Source organism: Streptomyces sp. NPDC050433 (assembly GCF_044458565.1).
GTDB lineage: Bacteria > Actinomycetota > Actinomycetes > Streptomycetales > Streptomycetaceae > Streptomyces.
Map to the genome: position 1 here is coordinate 220,248 of NZ_JBITIB010000003.1, position 19,741 is coordinate 239,988.

Genomic DNA, 19,741 nt, shown 5'->3' on the forward strand with positions numbered 1-19,741 from the left:
CTCCCCCACTGGCAGGTATGGACGTCTGGGACACGTCGCAATCGGTCAACTTAGGGCAGTCGCATGTGCAATGACAAGGGCTCACTTCCGGAGCCAACGCGGCATTTGTGCGCCCGTCGTGCGTCATCGCAGCCCAGAGGCCGGCATTGACAGGTCCGGCACCGTCCGGCGAGTCTGGGCGAATCGGCGGGAGAGCGCTCTCCAAGAGGATTGAAGGGGGCTGTATAGGGCGGAGGACGAGGCCGAACGGCTGCTGGAGAAGCTCGACATCGGGCAGAAGGTCCGTCTACTGACGGGCGTCGGCAACTGGCGTATGTACGGCGAACCGGCCGTCGGGTTGCGTCCTCTCACCCTGTCCGACGGACCGCGCCGCAAGGGCGTTCACGTGCTGCTCGCCCCGACCCTGAATCCGCACCGGTCGCCGCTGGGCGGGCGGCACTTCGAGAGGTCAACGGCGTGACGATGTCGGCGGGTTCACGCTCCTGGCGGGCTCCTCGGCGGAAGAGCTGCCGCTGCGCACGACACTGACGGTGACCGCGAACGGGCCGCTCAGCGCGGGTCCGTCGACGGAGAGCGCTCTCCGCTGATGCTATAAAGGCGCTCATGACGGAGGACTCACGAGCGTCCGGCGCGCCCACGCTGGAGGACGTCGCCAAGGCGGCCGGAGTCTCGCGCGCCACGGTCTCCCGTGTCATCAACGGCGTTCGCAACGTGGACCCGGTGATCCAGGCGGCTGTACGGGACGCCGTGGCCGTCACCGGCTACACGCCCAACCGCGCCGCCCGCTCGCTGGTCACGCGCAAGGCCGACTCGATCGCGCTGGTGGTGTCGGGCGCGGGGGACGACCCGCCGCCGGTCGCGGCGACGGCGGGGTCCGGCGAGTCAGCCGCCGACACGACGGGCGGGAACGGAAACGGGAACGGCGGCCCGAGCGGCGGCCGGCAGAGTGCCGGATTCGACGGCGGCGTGGGCTCCTTCATGACCGAGGTCTTCGCCGACCCGTTCTTCGGCCGGGTGGTGACGGGTGTCGTCAACTTCCTGCGCCCGCACGGGATTCACCCGGTGCTGATGTTCGCCGAGACGTCGCGCGCGCGGGACGAGGTGGTGTCGTACCTGCGTCAGGGCGGTGCCGACGGCGCCCTGGTCGTCTCGACACACGCCGAGGACCCGCTGCCCGCGCTGATCACGGACGCGGGTCTGCCCGCCGTCCTGTACGCGCGCCCCGCCCGTCCGGTCAGGATCAGCTACGTCGACCTCGCCCACCAGGACGGCGCCCGCCTGGCCGCCGAGCATCTGCTCGCCCGCCAGTGCCGCAGGATCGCCACGATCGCGGGGCCGCTCGACATACCGGCGGGGCAGGACCGGCTGGCGGGCTTCCGGGACACGATGGCCCGGCACGGGCATCCGTATGTGCCGGTCGCCGAGGGCGAGTTCACCGAGGAGAGCGGTGCGGCGGCGATGGAGCGGCTGCTCGCCGAACACCCGGATCTGGACGGGGTGTTCGCGGGGAACGACCTGATGGCCGTGGGCGCGTGCCGGGTCCTGCGCGAGCGGGGGCGGCGGGTGCCGGACGACGTCGCGGTGATCGGCTTCGACGACAGCCGCGCGGCGGCGTCCTGCCGTCCTCCGCTGACGACGGTGCGGCAGCCGGTGGAGGACATGGCGGCGGAGATGGCGCGGCTGCTGCTGGACCGGCTGTCCCGACCGCACCGCCCGGTGACGTCGGTGATCTTCGAACCGACGTTGATTGTCAGGGCCTCGGCCTGACTTGGCCGCCGGGTCCTGGCCTCAATCGCCGGACGGGTATCGGACCCGGCTACGTCGGGGCGGAAGCCCACCGCCGCGGCGGTCCGCCGTCCGCGACCGGCGGCAGGGGGCGGGTTCCCCCGCGGGCCAGGAAGTCGGACAGGGGCAGCGTCGCCGCGCCGACCGTGACCGCGTCGGGGCCCAGGCGGCCCATCTCCACCGTCGCCCGCGCCGCGGCGTGCCGCAGCGCGTACTCGGCGGCGTGGCGGCGGATGCCGGGCAGCAGGTGCGGGCCGAGCTGGAGTCCGGCCCAGCCACCGAGAAGCACTCGTTCGGGCAGGAACAGGTTGATCAGGTCGGCGACGGCCGCGCCGAGGCATTCCGCCGTCTCGTCGAGCAGTGACACGGCGACCGGGTCGGGCGCGGGTCCGCCGGGGGGCGGGAACGCGGCGGCCAGCAGGGCCGCGAGGGCCGTCTCGTCGTCCGCGTCGGCGGGCAGCGGCCCGCCCGCCTCCTGCCAGCGTTCGCGCATCGCCTCGGCGCCCGCGTACGCCTCCAGACAGCCGATGGAGCCGCAGCGGCAGCGCCGGCCGCGCAACTGCACGGTGGTGTGCCCCCATTCGAGGGCGCTGCCGCGCCGGCTCTCGTCGAGCGTGCCGCCTTCGCCCTCGTGGATCACGCTGGCGCCGATTCCGGAGCCGATGAGGGCGATGGCGGCGGTGCCGGTGCCCCGGCCGCCGCCGAACCACATCTCGGCCTGCCCCAGCGTCTTGGCGCCGTTGTCGATGAAGAACGGGACTTCGCCGGGTACGTCGACGGCGGCGCGCAGCAGTTGCCCGAAGGGGACGGCGGTCCACCCCAGGGTCTGTCCGTGCACGACCGCGCCCCGCGGGCCGTCGCGCTCGACGATGCCGGGGACGCCGACGCCGATGCCGAGGAGTTCGCGCGGGTCGGCCCCGGCGTCCCGCAGGACATGGGCGACGCCGGTGCGGACGTGCGCGACGATGCGCTCGACGTCGTGGCCGTGCTGGGCCAGCAGCCTTTCGGTGCGGGCGAGTTCGGTCAGGGACAGGTCGAAGAGTTCGACGCGGACGCGGGTTTCCCCGATGTCGATGCCGATGAGGAGCGCGCCGCCGGGCGCGACGCGCAGCAGCGTGCGCGGCCGGCCGCCGTCGGAGTCGACGATGCCCGCTTCCTCCAGGAGGCGTTCAGCGGCGAGTTCGGCAACGACGTTGCTGATGGAACCTGAACTCAGGCCGGTGGCGGGGCCGAGTTCCTGACGGCTCAGGGGCCCGTCGAAGTACAGGCGTCGCAACACCCTTGCCCGGTTGCCCCGGCGCAGGTCACGCGCTGTTCTTCTGTCCCGTTCGGCCATGGTGGTCCCTCCCGGCAGGCAACATACCCAGGTCCCGGACCTTGACGCGCTCCTCCCTCATCCCTTAAGTCACGGTATGAATTAACCCCTGGGACGACCCCGTTCGGCTCCCGAACACAGATCACGCGGCGCCGCCCCGTGGTACCCCGCCAGCAGCGGCCTCGGCAGCGGTCCCTTGATCCGCGCTCCGCCCTCGTACTCCTCCCAGGCGTGTGCGAGGACACCGACGCTGCGGGAGAGCACGAACAGGCCGCGCCCGAGTTCGGCGGGGAAGCCCAACTCGGCGTAGATGATGGCGGTCGCTCCGTCGATGTTCATCGGGACCGGGCGCGCACGGCCCTCCGCGAGGGCCGCTTCGAGCGCGAGGCCCGCGGTCAGCGCCCGGCCCGGCAACTCCCCGGCGTCCACCGCCTCCCGGACCAGCGCGAGCAGCGGATCGCGGCGGGGGTCGTGCGGGTGGAAGCGGTGGCCGAAGCCGGGGACGTATGCCCTTCGCTCCCTGAACTCCGCCACCACGTCCTGGGGTTGTGCGCCCGCGACGACGCGTTCCAGGATCGCCATGCACTGCTGGCCCGCCCCGCCGTGTGTGTCGCCGAGCATGCCGGCGCCGGTGGCGACCGCGCTGTTGAGGCCGACCCCGCAGGTGGCGGCCATACGGGCGGCGGCTATGGACGGCGCCTGTGGGCCGTGGTCGACGGCGGCGACGAGGGCGGCCTCAAGGAGTCTGCCCTGTACGGGGCTTGGCAGTTCGCCGCGCAGCATCAGCCAGATCTGTTCGGCGAAGGTGACGCGGCCGATCAACTGCTCGACGGGGTAGCCGCGCAGCAGGATCTCGCCGGGACGGATGCGGCTCACGGCGGTGGACCACCAGTCGGTGACCCGGTCCTGTTCGATCAGACCCTCGGGTACGGAAACCTCGCTCATCACACCGCTCCTTTCGCTCGCATTTCCTCGATCTCCCGGTCCCCGTAACCGAGTTCGGCCAGGACTGTGTCCGTGTGCTCGCCGAGGAGCGGGGGCGGAAGGCCCGGTCCCGCTGGTTCGCCGTCCACCTGGATCGCGCTGCCCAGGACCTCAAGGGGGCGGTCGCGGCCGTCGGGGAAGGCGACGCGGTGGAGGAAACCGCGGGCGGTCAGCTGCTCCAGGCCGAGAGCGTCCGGGACCGACAGAACGCGGGCCGCCGGGACGCCCGCGTCGGAGAGGATCTCCTCCCACTCCTTGGCGGTGCGCCGCGCGAGCCCGGCCTCGACCTCGGCGCGCAACTCCTCGCGGTACGTCTTGCGGTCGGCGGGGTGGGCGAAGCGCGGGTCGACGAGCAGTTCGTCGCGGCCGATGAGGCGGCACAGGGTCGCGAACTGCTCCTGTTACTACATCTTCGGCACCTTCTCGGTGGTGTACGCCGAGGACCGGGGCCTGTCCACCGCCGCGCTGCTCAGCGGGATCTCGATCGCGGCGGCCGTGAAGCTGGTGACGGTACCCGCGTTCGGCGCGCTCTCGGACCGCGTGGGACGGCGGCCCGTGTCGATCGGCGGGGCGCTGGTGCTGCTGGTCGCGGCATGGCCGTTCTTCGCGATCGTCGACGGCGGCAACACCGCGCTCGTCTGGCTGGCCCTGCTGGTCACGCTCGGCGTCGGGCAGTCGGCCGTCCTCGGCTCGCAGCCCGCGTTCTTCGCGGAACTCTTCGACACGAAGGTGCGGTTCAGCGCGGTCGGTGTCGCCAACAACATCGGCACGGTCCTGACGGGCGGGCTCGCGCCGATGCTCGCCACGGCACTGCTGCTCTGGTTCGACCACAGCGTGGCCGGGGTGGTCGTCTTCATCGCGCTGATGAGCGGGCTCACCGCGGGGACAGTGGCCCTGGCGAGGGAGACACGGCACATCGAAGACGCTGAGGTCACACCCAGTCCCCGGCCGAGCCGCAGAGTCTCAAGCACCTGACTTGATCCTCGACGGTTGATACGGGGCGAGCCTGTACGCGGCTGTCACCGGCAGCGGTCAACACCGCTGCCGGTAACGGGCGTTGCTCCGACATTTTGACGGAGCGTCAGACACGTTCCGGAAGTGACGGCTCGGTGCCCGCCTGGGCGACCACGGAGGCCGCCACCCGTGAGGCGAAGCCCAGCATCTCCTCGGCGAACGCCGGGGTGAACTCCCGTGCGCCGCCCGGGTGGACGCCGTGCGCGACCATCCAGGTGATCATGGCCGCCATGAAGGCGTCACCCGCACCGATGGTGTTGACCACCTCGACCCGCAGCGCGGGCACCGAGACCGGTGCGGCGGAGCCGGTGTAGGCCGTACTCCCCCGCGATCCCCTGGTCAGGACCACCAGGCGGCCGTCGGCGGCAAGCCTGCGGCACGTCTCGTCCGGTGCCGTGTCCGGCCACAGACGCGCCAGGTCCTCGTCGCTGGCCTTGACGACCTGGCCCAGCTCGCACAGTTCGCGCAGCTGCTGTCTCCCGCTCTCCGCGTCGAGGGTGCGGTCCTCGCGCACGTTCGGGTCCACCACCAGCAGCGGGCTCCCGGCCGCCGCCGCGCGCGCCGTCACCGCCACGGCCGAGGCCGCGGGTTCGACGACTGCGGCGAGGCCGCCCACGTACACGGCCGCGAAGCGCTCCACGTCCATGCGCCGGGGCACTTGGAAGGTGGCCGTGGACTGGAGGTGGAAGTGGTACGCGGTCCCTTCGGGGCCCGGGTCCGCGACGGCCAGCGCCGTGGGGAGGTCCGGGCGGGCGCAGAGGCCGAGTTCGACTCCCGCCCTGACGAGCCGACGCTCGATCGACCGGGCGAAGCCGTCGTTCCCGAGGGCGCCGGCGAACCAGCTCGGCGTGGCCAGCCGGGCCAGTCCGGTGGCCACGTTCGCGGGGGCGCCGCCGGGCTGGGCCCGGTGCTCCTCCGCGTCGTCGCCGGTGGGCACCAGGTCGATCAGCGCCTCGCCCAGCACCAGGACGGCGCCCCGACCCTTGACGGGGTCGGGTGCCGCGCCGGGAGCGTCGGTCACGGCTCCACCACGATCTTGCGGCCCTGGCCCGCCTTGAACCGCTCGATGGCGTTCGGGTACTCCTCCAGCGGCAGCCGGTCGCTGATGAACACCGCGGGGTCCAGGACTCCGGCGGCGAACAGTGCGGCGGCGCGCTCGTAGCTGTGCAGCACCGCCATCGAGCCGGTGATGGTGATCTCCTGGTTGTAGATCTTGTACGGCTCGATGACCGCCGTCGTCGCGTAGTCGGAGACCCCGAACTGCAGGAACGTTCCTCCCTTGGCCACGCGGCCGAGGCCGTCCTGGATGGCGCCCGCGTTGCCGGTCGCGTCGATAACGATCTCCCAGCCGCCGGGCCGCTCGAACTCATCGGCCGATGCGGCGGTCCGGGAACAGCCGAGCATGGACGCGGTGGCCAGACGCTCGGGGTTGATGTCCAGCACGTCGACACCCGCGGCGCCGGTGCGCTTGGCCAGCTCCAGCATCATCAGCCCCATCGTGCCCGAGCCGTAGATCAGCACCTCGGCGCCGAGCGTGCTGCTCATCACGTCGTAGCCGCGTACGGCGCAGGACAGCGGCTCGATGAGCGCCGCGTCCCGCACGTCCACATGGTCGGGGAGCTTGACGCAGTTGGCCACGGGCGCCACGGCGAACTCGGCGGCGCCGCCCGGTACGGAGACGCCGATGGCGTTCCACCGGTCGCAGAGGTTGCCGCGCCCGGCCCGGCAGTAGCGGCACTCGTTGCAGTACAGGGACGGGTCGACGGCGACCTTGTCGCCCACCGCCAGCTCCGTGACCTCGGACCCGAGGCCCACGACCTCACCGGCGAACTCGTGGCCGGGCAGGATCGGCAGGGTCGGCGCGAACTCGCCCTGGAGGATGTGCAGATCGGTGCCACAGATGCCGCAGGCGGCGACGGACACGACGACATCGCGCGGGCCCGGAGTCGGGTCGGGGACAGTGGTGACGGAAACCTTGCCGACACCTTCGACGATCGCTGCCCTCATTTGACGGCTCCAAGAGAAAGGCCCTGGACAAGCTTGTCCTGGGCGGCGAAGCCGGCGGCGAGCACCGGCAGGGACACGACGACGGAAGCGGCGCACAGCTGGGCGAGGAAGAGGCCCTGGCTGGTGACGAATCCGGTCAGGAAGACGGGCGCTGTCTGCGCTGTCACGCCGGTCAGGACCCGGGCGAAGAGCAGTTCGTTCCAGCTGAAGATGAAACAGATCAGCGCCGTGGCGGCGATACCGGGCGCGGCGACGGGCGCCACCACCCGCATCAGGACGGTGGGCAGCCGGGCGCCGTCCACCTGTGCGGCCTCGATGATGGAGACCGGCACGTCCGCGAGGAAGGACTGCATCATCCAGACCGCGATCGGCAGATTCATCGAGGTGTAGAGGATGACGAGCAGCCAGATGTTGTCCAGCATCCCCACGTTCTTGGCGAAGAGATACACCGGCAGCAGTCCGGCGACGACCGGCAGCATCTTCGTGGAGAGGAAGAAGAACATCACGTCCGTCCATTTACGGACGGGCTTGATGGACAGCGCGTACGCCGCCGGCAGCGCCAGCACGAGGACGAACAGGGTCGAGAACACGGACGCCGTCACCGAGTTGATGAGCGGCGGCCAGGGGCTCGCCCCGCCGTCGGAGCCGAAGAACGCGCTGTAGTTGTCGAAGGTGAGCGGCGCGGTGAGGGACGGCGGGTTGGTCGCCGCGTCCGCCTCCGAGTGCAGGGACGTGAGGAACATCCACAGCGCGGGGAAGCAGAAGACGACTCCGACCACCCAGGCCAGCAGGCCCAGTGCGGTGGAGCGCCGCTTGGCGCGCCTGCCCTCGGGGCTGTACTTGTGCTGGCGCTGTACGGGGGTGGACGCCTTGCCGGGGGCGTCGGGGGTGTCGGCGGTCTTCGGTTCGGAGAGTGTGCTCATGCGCGCTTCGCCTCCTCACTGAAGAGGGACGAGACGACGCGCAGGGCGAAGGTCGCGATCACGATGGTGCCGATCACGACGACCACGCCTGCCGCGGAGGCCAGTCCGTACTCGTGAGCCTGGTAGAAGGTCTGGTAGATGGTGTACGGGAGGTTGGCGGTGCCGAGTCCGCCCGCGGTGATGGTGAACACGGCGTCGAAGTTCTGCACGATGTAGATCGAGCCGAGCAGGACGCCGAGTTCGAGGTAGCGGCGCAGATGCGGCAGGGTCAGGAAGGCGAACATCTGCCAGGCGTTGGCGCCGTCGAGGCGCGCCGCCTCCATCATGTCCAGCGGGCGGCTCTGCAGCCCCGCCAGCAGGATGAGCATCATGAACGGCGTCCACTGCCAGACGAGTGACGCCTCGACGGCGAGCAGCGGCATGTCCGAGATCCAGTCGGGCTGCGAGGCGTTCTCCACGCCGAACAGTCCGGTGAACCAGGCCCAACCGCCGTTCAACAGGCCGTACTCGGGGTTGTAGAGCACATGCTTCCACAGCAGCGCGGCCGAGACGGGCACCAGCAGGAACGGCGTGATGAGCAGCGTACGGACCAGTCCGCGGCCCATGAACTTGCGGTCGAGCAGCAGCGCGAGCAGCAGGCCGAGCACGACGCTGGCGATCACCACGGTCGCGGTGAGGAGCATCGTCGTGAAGACCGAGTCACGCAGGTCCGCGTCGGTGAACACGGAGCCGTAGTTGGAGAGCCCGGAGAAGCTGCGGGCGTCCGGGTTGAGCGAGTTCCAGTCGAACAGCGAGATGAACAGCGTTGCCACGAACGGCAGTTGGGTGACGGCGATGAGGAAGATCAGCGCCGGCAGAAGGGGGGCGCGGGTGGCCCATTCGCGGGCCCGGCCCGACCGGGACCCCGCCTGGGGGCGGGACTTGGCCGGTGGGGAAGGGTCCGGCGCGGAGGCCGGCGCGTCGCTGACGGAAGTGCTCACCGGTACTCCTCGGCTACCTTCTCGGCCAGCTTCTGCGAGGCCTCAAGGGCGTCGTCGACGGACTGGCGGCCGGCGATGGCCTCGCTGATCTCCTGCGAGACCTTCGTGCCGAGGTCGGTGAACTCGGGGATGCCGACGAACTGGATACCGACGGTCGGGCGGGGCTGGGTGCCCGGGTCACGCGGGTTGGCGCTGGAGATCGCCTCCGAGGTGACGTCCGCGAACGCGCCCGCCTCCTTGCGGTACTCGGCGTTCATGTACGTCGAAGCGCGCTTGCCCGCCGGGACGTTGGACCAGCCGATCTCCTTGCCGACCAGCTCCTCGTACTCCTTGCTGGACGCCCAGGAGATGAACTTCCAGGCGTTGTCCGTGTTCTTGGACGCCTTCTGCATGCCCCACGCCCAGGTGTAGAGCCAGCCGGAGCTGTCCGTCTTGTCGACGGGCGCCGGCACATAGCCGATCTTGCCCTTGACCGGGGAGTCCTTCGCCTCCAGCGAACCGGCGCCCGCCGTGGCGTCGTACCACATGGACGTCTTGCCCTGCGTCATGTTGTTGAGGCACTCGGCGTAACCGGCCTGCGGTGCGCCCGCCTCGCCGTGCTCACGTACGAGGTCGACGTAGAACTTGGTGGCCTTCTTGAACTCGGGCGAGGTCAGCTGCGCCTCCCAGTCCTCGGTGAACCAGGTGCCGCCCATGGTGTTGACGACGGTCGTGAGCGGGGCGATGACCTCGCCCCAGCCGGGCAGACCGCGCAGACAGATGCCCTTCATGCCCTTCTCGGCGCCGTCGGTCTTGGCCGCGAGGTCGGCGACCTCCTGCCAGGTGGGGTTGGCGGGCATCTTCAGGTTCTTCTTCTCGAAGATGTCCTTGCGGTACATGAGGAAGGACGACTCGCCGTAGAACGGCTGGCCGTAGAGCTTGCCGTCCTCCGCCGTCAGGGACTCCTGGAGCGGCTTGAGGATGTCGCCCTGGTCGAAGGCCTTGTCCTTCTGCGCGTACTCGTCGAGCGTGTGCAGCCAGCCGTTCTTCGCGAAGAAGGGCACCTCGAAGTTGCTGATGGTGGCGACGTCGTACTGACCGGCCTGGTTGGAGAAGTCCTGGCTGATCTTGTCGCGTACGTCGTTCTCCGGCAGCACCGTGAAGTTGACCTTGATGCCGGTGTCCTTGGTGAAGTTCGCGGCGGTCAGCTTCTGGAGTTCGACCATCTGCGGGTTGTTGACCATCAGTACGTTGAGCGTGTCACCGCCGTCGGAGGCGGTGCCGCCCGCGCCGCTGCACCCCGCGAGGAGTGCCGTCAAGGCCGCTCCCGCGCCCACACGTACGCCTATTCCACGTCGTCGCTGCTGGAGGGCCATGAGAATCTCCTGATCATTTGGTGGGGTAACTGCTGATGGCTGGGAGTGCGGAAAAGATCTCGGGGGCGTCCCGTGGCCGTACGGGTCCCGCCCCCTGGCCTGTGCGGCGGGGGTTCCGGGGTCGGTCGGGGCACGTCAGACGCGGATGACCTGGGGGCCGAGCAGCGAATAGCGTTGCGCCTCCGCCGACGGGAGTCCGACGTCGGTGACGATCGTCTCGAAGTCGCCGACGTCGGCGAACCGGCAGAAGCTCACGGCGCCGAACTTGGTGTGGATCCCGGCGAACACCTTGCGCCGCGCGCTGCGCATGGCCTGGGCCTTCACCTCGCTGACGGCCGGGTCGGGGGTGGTCAGCCCGTACTCGCGCGAGATGCCGTTCGCGCCGACGTACGCCAGGTCGATGACGAAGTCGGCGAGCATCCGGGTCGCCCAGTGGTCCACGGTGGCGAGGGTGCCGCCGCGCACCCGGCCGCCGAGGAGCAGGACGGCGATCTTGTCGGCGTCGGCCAGTCCGTTGGCGACCGCCAGTGACGCGGTGACGACGGTCAACGGCCGGTCTCTGGGCAGGGCCTCGGCGACGAGCTGCGGGGTGAAGCCCTCGTCGATGAAGACGGTCTCGGCGTCGCCGATGAGGTCGGCGGCGGCTGCCGCGATGCGCGACTTCTGCGGGACGAGGCGGGTGGTGCGCACGGCGAGGGTCGTCTCGTAGCCGGCGCTCTCCACGGGATAGGCGCCGCCGTGGGTACGCCGTACCAGGCCGTGCTCCTCCAGGGCGTGCAGATCGCGCCGGACGGTCTCCTTGGCCACGCTCAACTTCGCGGCCAGCGCGGTGACTTCCACCGACCCGTCACGTCGGGCGATCTCAAGAATCTCTCGTCGGCGCTCGTCCGTGTCCACGACACACACTTCCCTGCTCTGCTGCGGCTCAGCACCCGTTCGGGCTCATGGGTCGTTTGTACAAGCAAGAGCCCCGGCTCGACCAGGCTCTTCGCCGCTTTGAGTGTGACCGTTCATGCCCGTTTGCTCAGGAGCGTAAATGCTGGTCGTACGCGGGGTAACCCCCTCGGAAGCCCGGTCCCGTGCCCGATTGACGCCGATCGACGCCCGAACGGTGCCCGAAGTGGCGGACGGGCTTCCGCCGATGGGCCGCCTAAACGTGAGCTGCGTCCCGTCCGACCCCCCAAAACGGTCAGCGAAACGGGCACGGAAACATGTACGGACCACGTAGGAACCAGGTGCGAAGCGTGTACGAAGCACATTCGACCCACGCTCGAATCGTGGCCGACCCACGCGCCGCATTCGGGCGGCATACGGGCACGGCGGTGACCGAAGCGGGCAGGCGGAAGCCCGCTGCGGGCCACGGGTCCTCCGCGACCCCCAGCGGGACCACCGCGCCGAGGGGGTGTCTTGTCGATCAGCTGTAGATCCCGAACTCGTAGAGCGAGTAGCCCCACGCGGTGCCGCGTTCGGTCGCGTTCACCCGCACATAGCGGGCCGCACCGGTGACCTCGATGTCGTCGATGCCCCCGTCGCCCCCGGTGACGGTCTTCACCGTGCTCCAGTCCTGCCCGTTGTCGGACGTCTGGACGGTGTAGCTCTTGGCGTACGCGGTCTCCCAGGCGAGCTGCACATGCTTGAAGCCGGTGCGCGCGCCCAGGTCGACCTGGATCCACTGCGGGTCGGACCAGTCGCTGGCCCACCGGCTGCCGAAGTCGCCGTCGACGGCGTTGGCCGCCGGGCAGGGGCAGCCGACGCTGTCGGGCTGGAAGGACGACGCCGAGGCCGGCTTCCCCTTGGCCACGTTGGTGCCGTCGACGGGCGGTGGCACGACCTTGAAGGATCTGGTCTCGATGCCCACGTTGCCCTTGCCGTCGGACGCCTTGATGTACACCTTCCACACGCCGAGCTTGTCCGGCGCGGTCACGGTGAAGTCCCCGTTGCCCTCGGGGGTGAATCGCGCCGGGGTCAACTGGCCGCTGTTGTCGATGTACTTGCTGTTGACCAGCACCTCGTAGGTCAGGGCGTCACCGTTCGGGTCCGTCACGTCCGACGTGACCTTGAAGGGGCGTCCGGCGGCCACGGCGGTGGCGCCGTCGACGGCCATGTCCGAGATCACCGGCGGCTTGTTGTCGCCGGCGGTGCTCCTGCCGTACGCCTCCTTCACCGCGTAGTACGACAGGCGCTTCTGGCCCGCGGGCAGCAGGTTGAACCAGACGCCGCCGAAGTCGTACTCGGTGCCGTAGTGGAAGAGGGTCGCTCCGAGCGCGACGCCCTCATGGCCGGTGACGCAGTTCCACGCGTCCTTGTAGCCCTGGGCCTTCGCCGTGTCGGCGGGCTCGGACGCCACGCCGTTGACGTCGTCGTCCACCTCCCACTCACCGGCGGGGCCGCCCTCGGTGACGATGTAGGGCTTCGTGTAGCCGCCGGCGTTCCAGGCCTCCTCGATGTTGCACACGTCGGCGTAGGAGTTGACCGCGTACAGATCGAGGTCGGGCGAGTTGCGCTGGTAGTACGGCCAGGCCCCGGTCCAGGCGTCGGTCGAGGTCACCGGGTGGTTGGGGTCCACGGAGTGGATCTTCTCGGCGATGTCGTTGACGAAGGTGGTGTACGCGTTGCGCTGCTGCTCCAGGGCGTCGCCGCTGTAGCAGTTCTGCAGGCCGAGTACGGACTCGTTCCCGACGTTCCACATCAGTACGCCCGCGTGGTCCTTGTAGGTCTCCACCCACCTGGGGAACTCGGCGAGCATGTCGTTCTTGTACTGCGTGTCGGTGAGGTAGTTGACGCATCCACCACTTCCGGGGCCGCCGCCGGGCTGGAGCCAGAAGCCGGCGATGACCTTGATGCCGTTGGCGGCGGCCGAGTCGAGAAGGGGCTTGGTGGTGCCGTCGGTGCCCCAGGTCCGGATGGTGTTGACGCCCATGGAGGCCACGTCGGGCATGTACTTTCCGGCGTCGGCGACGGCGGGGCCCCAGGTCAGGCCCTTGACCTGGTACGGCGCTCCGTCGACGGTCAACTGCCAGGCGCCCTGGGATCCGGTGACCTTGACGACGCTGCCGGCCGCCTGGGCTGGGGCGGCGGCCGGGACGGTCACGGCGAGGGCGGCGAGGAGCGCGGTGGCGGCGACCGATGCCATGGCGCGCAGGCGGCCGGGTGCGAGTCTCGGGAGAAGTCTTGTATCGCTCATGAGTCACCTGTGGGGAGAGTGCGGGCGGGGGCAGCGCGAAGAGCGCGGGAGAGCGCTCTCCCGCCAGGACGGAGTACGCCCCGACGGGAGAGCGGCCCGGTCAGGGCAGTTCGTAGTCCTCGTTCAGGGCGGCACCGGCACCGGGGTTGTTCTGGTCGTAACCGCGTGCGTCGCACTGGAGGCCGCCGACAACGCAGTGGTTGACCATGGCGCCCAGCGTGGCGTTGTCCCAGGCGTTGAAGAAGTCGTAGTGGAACGAGTGCCCCGTCCCACTCGCGAGTCTCACCTTGGACATGTCCCCGTTCACCGGCCATGCCATCTTGAACTCGACCATCGGCAGCGCCACCGGGTGCGACGTCGGGCAGACGTCCTGGTTGGCGCCCTGGACGAGCGGATAGGCCATGTGACTCTTGTGGTCCGGGGTGTCCAGATACTTTCCGTCCCAGCAACTGGGCGCCTGGAAGCGGAGGTTGAGCTGGACATCACGGGTGGCCGGGCAACTGACCGGGATCTCGGTGTTGTTGTACGACTCACCGCACTCCCAGCCCTCCACCCAGCCCGGATGGTTCCGGAACTCCTCGGCCGTCTGGGTGGGGCTGCCGACGACGAACCGCAGGCCCTTGGGGAACGGCCGGACGGTCCGGTAGTCGGTGACCCCGGCCTTGTAGTAGATGGTCTGCGGGCCGACGGGCCGTACCGGCTCGTCCCCGTTGAGCAGGGTCGGCATCCAGTACGCGGACCGGTCCCCCGGCGCCTTGCACGCGGTGGTGCCGGCGTCCAGCGAGGCCGTGGTGCTGTTGGCGTCGGTGGTCCGGTTGCCCATGAAGGTGTGGTCGTGCGAAGCGCCGGGCCGGCCGGGGTAGACGATCGGGTCGTCCGGCCTGGTGTGAGTGACGTCGCAGTTCGCCTGGAACTCGTGGAAGTAGCGGTGCGGTGGTATCTCGTCCGACGGTACGACGCCGGTGACCGGCGGGTTCGCCGGTATGTAGCCGTCGCCGTCGGGGTCGTCCCCGGAGGGGACGGGGACGGCCGGGGGCATCTGGTGTCCCGCGTGGGACGCGGCCGTCGTGCCGCGGTCGCTCTTCGGGTCGGCGGTGGCGGTGTCCGTGATCGCGGTCAGCCCCATGGCCACCAGGGCCAGGGCGGTGAAGACGAGCAACGCGGACACCAGGGTGGTTCTGCGGAGTCTTTCGGCCATGCGGACCTCCATGCCGCTCTTCGTCCGCATACGGGCCGTATGCGGTGGGGGGAGAGAGTGGTACTGGACGGTGCACCGCGGAGAGCGGCCCTGGATCCCGGAACGCCCGGATCGCGTGGGATCTCAGCGGATCTCGGTGGATCTCAGTGGGATCACTGCGGGAGAGCGCTCTCCAAAGCCAGGCCAGTGTTACGCCGCCGCTGAGAGAGTGTCAAGAGTTGGTGAACGATGGGCCGTACGGACCCCGCGGTTGCCCAAGAGATGAACGGACCCGACGCGCCCGGCCCGGAATGCGGAAGAATGCGGGCGGCTTGAAGATCGATGAACGCCCACGTCCGCCGGTACGTACCCCTGCCGCCGGACGAGGTACATCCGACGGAGACCCAGGAGCACACGCATGAGTGGTACTGCCCAGATCGGCGTCACCGGGCTCGCGGTGATGGGCCGCAATCTCGCCCGGAACTTCGCCCGCAACGGCTTCGCCGTCGCCCTTCACAACCGCACGGCGTCGAAGACCCGCGCCCTGGTCGAGGAGTTCGGCGACGAAGGCGTCTTCGTTCCCGCGGAATCGGCGGAGGAGTTCGTCGCCGCGCTGGAGCGCCCGCGCCGCCTGGTCATCATGGTGAAGGCCGGCGACCCGACCGACGCCGTGATCCAGGAGTTCGCCCCGCTGCTCGAAGAGGGCGACGTCATCATCGACGGCGGCAACGCACACTTCGCCGACACCAGGCGCCGTGAGAAGGAGCTGCGCGAGCGCGGCATCCACTTCGTCGGCGTGGGCATCTCCGGCGGCGAGGAGGGCGCGCTGCACGGACCGAGCATCATGCCGGGCGGGTCCAAGGAGAGTTACGCCTCGCTCGGCCCGCTGCTGGAGCGCATCGCCGCGAAGGCGCCGGACAACGCCCCCACGGTGGCCCATATCGGCCCCGACGGCGCCGGACACTTCGTGAAGATGGTCCACAACGGCATCGAATACGCCGACATGCAGCTGATCGCCGAGGCGTACCACCTGCTGCGCGCCGTCGCCGGCTACTCCCCCGAGAAGATCGCCGAGACGTTCCGGACCTGGAACACCGGGCGGCTCGACTCGTATCTGATCGAGATCACGGCCGAGGTGCTGGCCCACCAGGACGCAGCGACGGGCAAGCCCTTCGTGGACGTCGTGGTCGACCAGGCCGAGCAGAAGGGCACCGGACGCTGGACGGTGCAGATCGCCCTCGATCTCGGTGTGCCGGTCTCCGGCATCGCCGAGGCGGTCTTCGCGCGCTCGCTCTCCGGGCACGCCGCGCTGCGGGAGGTCTCACGGACGCTGCCGGGCCCGACGGCGACGGCGCTGAGCGAGGACGAGGCGGCGCGCTTCGCGGACCGGGTCGAGCAGGCGCTGTACGCGTCGAAGATCGTGTCGTACACGCAGGGCTTCCACCAGATCCAGTCGGGCAGCGAGGAGTACGGCTGGAACATCGACCTCGGGTCGGTCGCCGCGATCTGGCGGGCGGGCTGCATCATCCGGGCAGCTTTCCTGGACCGGATCCGGGGCGCGTACGACGCGCAGCGCGATCTGCCGAGCCTGCTGGCCGACAAGCAGTTCGCCGAGGAGATCGGCGCGGCGCAGGACGACTGGCGCGAAGTGATCGCGACGGCCGTGCGGCAGGGGGTGCCGACGCCGGGCTTCGCGGCGGCGCTCTCGTACTACGACGCGCTGCGCGCGGAGCGGCTGCCGGCCGCGCTCACGCAGGGGCAGCGGGACTTCTTCGGTGCGCACACGTACCGGCGTACGGACCGCGAGGGGGCGTTCCACACCTTGTGGGGCGGCGACCGCTCCGAGGTCTCGGGCTGACGGCTGACAGCTGACCGGGGCTCTCTGCCCCTGAACGACCTGGCGCCGGCGGGATGTTGACCCGTCGGCGCCAGGTCGTTGGTGCCCTGCCGTGGTCCGGGTCCGGTCGTGCACGCACGCGCGCGTCAGCCGAGCGGCCCCGGCTGGGGCTCCGGGTCCGGGACCGGATCGGGGCCCGGCGGGCTGGGGATCGGGTCCGGTGACGGCCCGGGCGGCGGCGAGGGAACGGGCGCCGGGCCCGGCAGCGGTCCCGGACCGGGGCCCGGACCGGGCGGCCCCGGCGGCGGGGTGGGCGTGGGCGGTACGGGGTCGGGATGCGGATGGGTCATGCCAGTCCTCCAAAAGTACGGACTCGTGCGTTCCCAATGTCTCCCGATGCGCGTGCCCACGCGCGCCGGGTCCACTCATGATCGGCCCGCGCACGGCCCGGCCCATGGCCCGCGCCGGCCTCACCAGCGCCCGGAGTCCGCCTTCAGCCGGGCCTCGGCGGCGCGTACCGTCTCCTCGGCCGCCACGGGCGCCACGGCCACCTCGTCCGGGTGGCGCTGCGCCCACCTGGCGGCGTACGGGCACAGCGGTACGACGGGGACGCCCTCGCGGGCCGCCGTCTCGTAGAACTCCTTCACCAGCGCGCCCGCGATGCCCTTGCCCTCGTGACCACGCTCCACCACCGTGTGTACGGCCACGAGGGCGGCGGGGGCACCGGCCAGCACGAAATAACCGACGACGCCGACCAGCTCGTCGCCCTCGTACGCCTCCAGCCGGCCCTGCGCCCGGTCGTCGCGGATGTCGGTCTCTGCCATGGGCGGGTCGTCTCCCTGGGGTCGTCGGAGAAGGCGTTCTCGGGATGCTCTACGGGTGCTCTCCGTACAAGGAAGAGGCCCGCCGGAATCATCCGGCGGGCCGCTACGAGGGGCAAGCGGGCGCCCCGCCCCCTGGGCGCGTCAGGAGGTGATGGTCAGGACGCACTTGGCCGTGGCGGTCGAGCTGGTGCCGACGATGATGTCGACCGTGCCCTCCTCCACCAGGAACCGGCCCTCCGGATCGTTCGTCCAGAAGCCGAAGTCCTCGGCGCCGAGGCTGAAGCTCACCGTGACGGACTCCCCGGCCGCGACACCCACCCGGCGGAATCCGCGCAGTCGCCGCACCGGCTGCACGATGCTCGCGACGGGGTCGTGTAGATACAGCTGGACGACCTCGTCACCGTCCCGCTCCCCCGTGTTGCGTACGGTGACGGCAACCTCCACCGTGTCCCCCTCGCGCAGGGACGCGGCGGCGATCGAGGTCCGGCTGAGCGAGGGCTCGGTGAGTGTGCAGGTCGTGTAGCTCAGGCCGTGACCGAACGGGTAGCGCGGGCCGTCCGGCACGTCCAGGTACCGGGAGACGTAGCGCTGGTCCGGGTCGGCGGGGTCGTAGGGGCGGCCGGTCCGCTCGTGGTTGTAGTGGACCGGGATCTGGCCGACCGTACGGGGGAAGGACGCCGGGAGCCGGCCACCGGGGTCGACGTCGCCGAACAGCACGTCGGCGATCGCGTTCCCGGCCTCCATGCCGGGGTGCCACGCCTCCAGTACGGCGGGGGCGCCGTCGGCCCAGTCGCCGAGGGCGAGCGGGCGGCCGTTCACGAGGACGACGACGTACGGCTTGCCCGTGGCCGCGACGGCCGCGATCAACTCGTCCTGGCGGCCCGGCAGTCCGATGTCGCTGCGCGAGTTCGCCTCGCCGCTGATCTCGGGGCTCTCCCCCACGACGACGACGGTGACATCGGCGGCCCGCGCCGCGGCGACGGCGGCCGGGATCGTGCCGGTGTCCTGGCCGGCGGCGTCGATACCGAGCGCGTGGGTCACCTCCGCGCCGGGTACGGCGGCCCGTACGGCATCGAGCACCGTGACGGACCGGAACTTCTCCGCGCCGGGTCCCGCCCAGGTGCCCTGGAGGTCGTCGGAGTCGGCGAACGGCCCGACGACGGCGAGGGAGCCGGCGCTCTTGGCGAGCGGCAGCGCGCCGCCCTCGTTCCGGAGCAGCACCATGCAGCGAGCGGCGGCCGTGCGGGCGGCCGACCGGGCCTCGGCGGTCGGGCCGGCGATCTCGGCGTGTTCGGGGACGTACGGGTCGTCGAAGAGGCCGAGGCGGAACTTGACGCGCAGCACGCGCGTCACCGCGTCGTCCAGCCGCGCGGCGTCGATCCGTCCCTCGTCCAGCAACGTCCTTCCGTGGTCGGCGACATGGGTGCTGACCATCTCCATGTCGACACCGGCGCCCAGCGCGAGGCGGGCCGCGTCCTCGCCGTCGGCGGCGAACCCGTGCGGGATCAACTCCTGGACGCCGGACCAGTCGCTGACGACGAAGCCGTCGAATCCCCAGTCCTGCTTGAGGATCCGGGTGAGGGTGTGCTCGTTGCCGTGTGCGGGGACACCACTGATGGTGTTGAACGCGGCCATGACGGTGGCAACTTGGGCGTCCACGGCCACCTTGAACGGCGGCAGGTAGTGATTGCGCAGCCGGGCCTCGGACACATCGACCGTGTTGTAGTCCCGGCCGCCCTCTGCACCGCCGTACGCGACGTAGTGCTTGGCGCAGGCGGCGATCCGGTCCTTCGCCTTCAGGTCGCCGCCCTGGTAGCCGCGGACCTTGGCCGCCGCCAACACGCCGTTCAGATACGGGTCTTCACCGCCGGACTCGGCGATCCGGCCCCAGCGCGGCTCGCTGGTCACGTCCATCATCGGCGCGAACGTCCAGTGCACCCCGTTGGACCGGGCCTCCGCCGCCGAGACCGACGCGTCCAGCTCGGACACCGCCGGGTCGAAGCTCGCCGCCTGCGCGAGCGGGATCGGGAAGGTGGTCCAGAAGCCGTGGATGATGTCGAGACCGAAGATCAGCGGGATACCGAGCCGGGACTCCTCGACGGCGATCCGCTGGAGGGCGTTGCTCTCCTTGGCCCCGTGGATGTTGAGTACGGAGCCCAACAGGCCCGCGCGGGCGGCCTCCTCGGCCTCGCGGGTCTGGGTGCCGCCGGGGCCGGTGGCTCCCGCCCAGGCCAGCTGCTGGAGCTGGCCGAGCTTCTCGTCGTCGGTCATCCGGGCGAGCAGTTCGGCGACGGGACGGTCGTACGGATCGTTCCCGGCCTGTGCCGGTGGGCTGTCGGGGGAACTGCCCGGGGCG

The 19,741-nt window shown here is 70.5% G+C and carries 16 protein-coding genes and 1 pseudogene; 4 read left to right on the forward strand and 13 right to left on the reverse strand.

Features of this window, described 5'->3' with window-relative positions:
• Positions 1-220: 220 nt before the first annotated feature.
• Both ACIBLA_RS05865 and ACIBLA_RS05870 read left to right on the forward strand, forming a co-directional pair.
• Positions 221-445 (forward strand): annotated as a pseudogene (locus ACIBLA_RS05865) (hypothetical protein); the annotation flags it as partial.
• 158 nt (positions 446-603) lie between these two features.
• Entirely contained in the window at positions 604-1,767 is a 1,164-nt protein-coding gene (locus tag ACIBLA_RS05870; protein WP_399197868.1) for a LacI family DNA-binding transcriptional regulator, read from the forward strand.
• Between the two features lie 49 nt (positions 1,768-1,816).
• Here ACIBLA_RS05870 and ACIBLA_RS05875 read toward each other — a convergent pair whose 3' ends face one another.
• From ACIBLA_RS05875 to ACIBLA_RS05885, 3 genes are all read right to left on the reverse strand, one after another.
• Positions 1,817-3,121: an ROK family transcriptional regulator gene (locus ACIBLA_RS05875; RefSeq protein WP_399197870.1), complete on the reverse strand. Its 1,305-nt coding sequence runs from the start codon at positions 3,119-3,121 to the stop codon at positions 1,817-1,819.
• An 81-nt stretch (positions 3,122-3,202) separates the two neighbouring features.
• A complete protein-coding gene (locus ACIBLA_RS05880) occupies positions 3,203-4,045 on the reverse strand; it encodes a citryl-CoA lyase (RefSeq protein ID WP_399197871.1) in 843 nt (280 codons plus the stop codon).
• Positions 4,045-4,467: a CoA transferase gene (locus ACIBLA_RS05885; RefSeq protein ID WP_399197943.1), complete on the reverse strand. Its 423-nt coding sequence runs from the start codon at positions 4,465-4,467 to the stop codon at positions 4,045-4,047. Before ACIBLA_RS05885 ends, ACIBLA_RS05880 begins: the two co-directional genes overlap by 1 nt.
• Between ACIBLA_RS05885 and ACIBLA_RS05890 the strand changes: the two genes are divergently transcribed.
• The gene (locus ACIBLA_RS05890; protein WP_399197872.1) at positions 4,454-5,059 is read left to right on the forward strand and encodes an MFS transporter; all 606 of its coding nucleotides are present in this window, start codon (positions 4,454-4,456) and stop codon (positions 5,057-5,059) included. The genes ACIBLA_RS05885 and ACIBLA_RS05890 overlap by 14 nt on opposite strands.
• 106 nt (positions 5,060-5,165) lie before the next feature.
• Here ACIBLA_RS05890 and ACIBLA_RS05895 read toward each other — a convergent pair whose 3' ends face one another.
• The 8 genes from ACIBLA_RS05895 to ACIBLA_RS05930 all read right to left on the reverse strand — a co-directional run bounded on the left by ACIBLA_RS05895 (position 5,166) and on the right by ACIBLA_RS05930 (position 14,745).
• The gene (locus ACIBLA_RS05895; RefSeq protein ID WP_363240789.1) at positions 5,166-6,119 is read right to left on the reverse strand and encodes a carbohydrate kinase; all 954 of its coding nucleotides are present in this window, start codon (positions 6,117-6,119) and stop codon (positions 5,166-5,168) included.
• The gene (locus ACIBLA_RS05900) at positions 6,116-7,105 is read right to left on the reverse strand and encodes a zinc-dependent alcohol dehydrogenase family protein (protein ID WP_363240788.1); all 990 of its coding nucleotides are present in this window, start codon (positions 7,103-7,105) and stop codon (positions 6,116-6,118) included. Before ACIBLA_RS05900 ends, ACIBLA_RS05895 begins: the two co-directional genes overlap by 4 nt.
• Complete coding sequence (locus ACIBLA_RS05905) at positions 7,102-8,028, reverse strand: carbohydrate ABC transporter permease (protein WP_363240787.1); 927 nt, start codon at positions 8,026-8,028, stop codon at positions 7,102-7,104. Before ACIBLA_RS05905 ends, ACIBLA_RS05900 begins: the two co-directional genes overlap by 4 nt.
• A complete protein-coding gene (locus ACIBLA_RS05910; RefSeq protein WP_363240786.1) occupies positions 8,025-9,008 on the reverse strand; it encodes a sugar ABC transporter permease in 984 nt (327 codons plus the stop codon). The genes ACIBLA_RS05905 and ACIBLA_RS05910 overlap by 4 nt, the downstream gene beginning before the upstream one ends.
• Positions 9,005-10,363, reverse strand: a complete 1,359-nt coding sequence (locus tag ACIBLA_RS05915; protein WP_363240785.1) for a sugar ABC transporter substrate-binding protein — start codon at positions 10,361-10,363, stop codon at positions 9,005-9,007. Before ACIBLA_RS05915 ends, ACIBLA_RS05910 begins: the two co-directional genes overlap by 4 nt.
• A 135-nt stretch (positions 10,364-10,498) precedes the next feature.
• A complete protein-coding gene (locus ACIBLA_RS05920; RefSeq protein ID WP_363240784.1) occupies positions 10,499-11,260 on the reverse strand; it encodes a DeoR/GlpR family DNA-binding transcription regulator in 762 nt (253 codons plus the stop codon).
• A 517-nt stretch (positions 11,261-11,777) separates the two neighbouring features.
• Positions 11,778-13,496 carry a discoidin domain-containing protein gene (locus ACIBLA_RS05925; protein WP_399197944.1) on the reverse strand — a complete coding sequence of 573 codons (1,719 nt, stop codon included), beginning with the start codon at positions 13,494-13,496 and terminating at the stop codon, positions 11,778-11,780.
• Between the two features lie 151 nt (positions 13,497-13,647).
• A complete protein-coding gene (locus ACIBLA_RS05930) occupies positions 13,648-14,745 on the reverse strand; it encodes a DUF1996 domain-containing protein (protein ID WP_399197873.1) in 1,098 nt (365 codons plus the stop codon).
• 397 nt (positions 14,746-15,142) lie between these two features.
• Here ACIBLA_RS05930 and gndA point away from each other — a divergent pair, with 397 nt between their 5' ends.
• Positions 15,143-16,582, forward strand: coding sequence for an NADP-dependent phosphogluconate dehydrogenase (gene gndA / locus ACIBLA_RS05935; RefSeq protein WP_399197874.1), 1,440 nt, complete (start codon positions 15,143-15,145; stop codon positions 16,580-16,582).
• A gap of 449 nt (positions 16,583-17,031) precedes the next feature.
• On the opposite strand, the gene ACIBLA_RS05940 is transcribed toward gndA, so the two are convergent.
• Both ACIBLA_RS05940 and bglX read right to left on the reverse strand, forming a co-directional pair.
• Entirely contained in the window at positions 17,032-17,385 is a 354-nt protein-coding gene (locus ACIBLA_RS05940) for a GNAT family N-acetyltransferase (protein ID WP_363240781.1), read from the reverse strand.
• A 141-nt stretch (positions 17,386-17,526) separates the two neighbouring features.
• Positions 17,527-19,656, reverse strand: a complete 2,130-nt coding sequence (gene bglX / locus ACIBLA_RS05945) for a beta-glucosidase BglX (protein WP_363240847.1) — start codon at positions 19,654-19,656, stop codon at positions 17,527-17,529.
• Positions 19,657-19,741 lie beyond the last annotated feature (85 nt).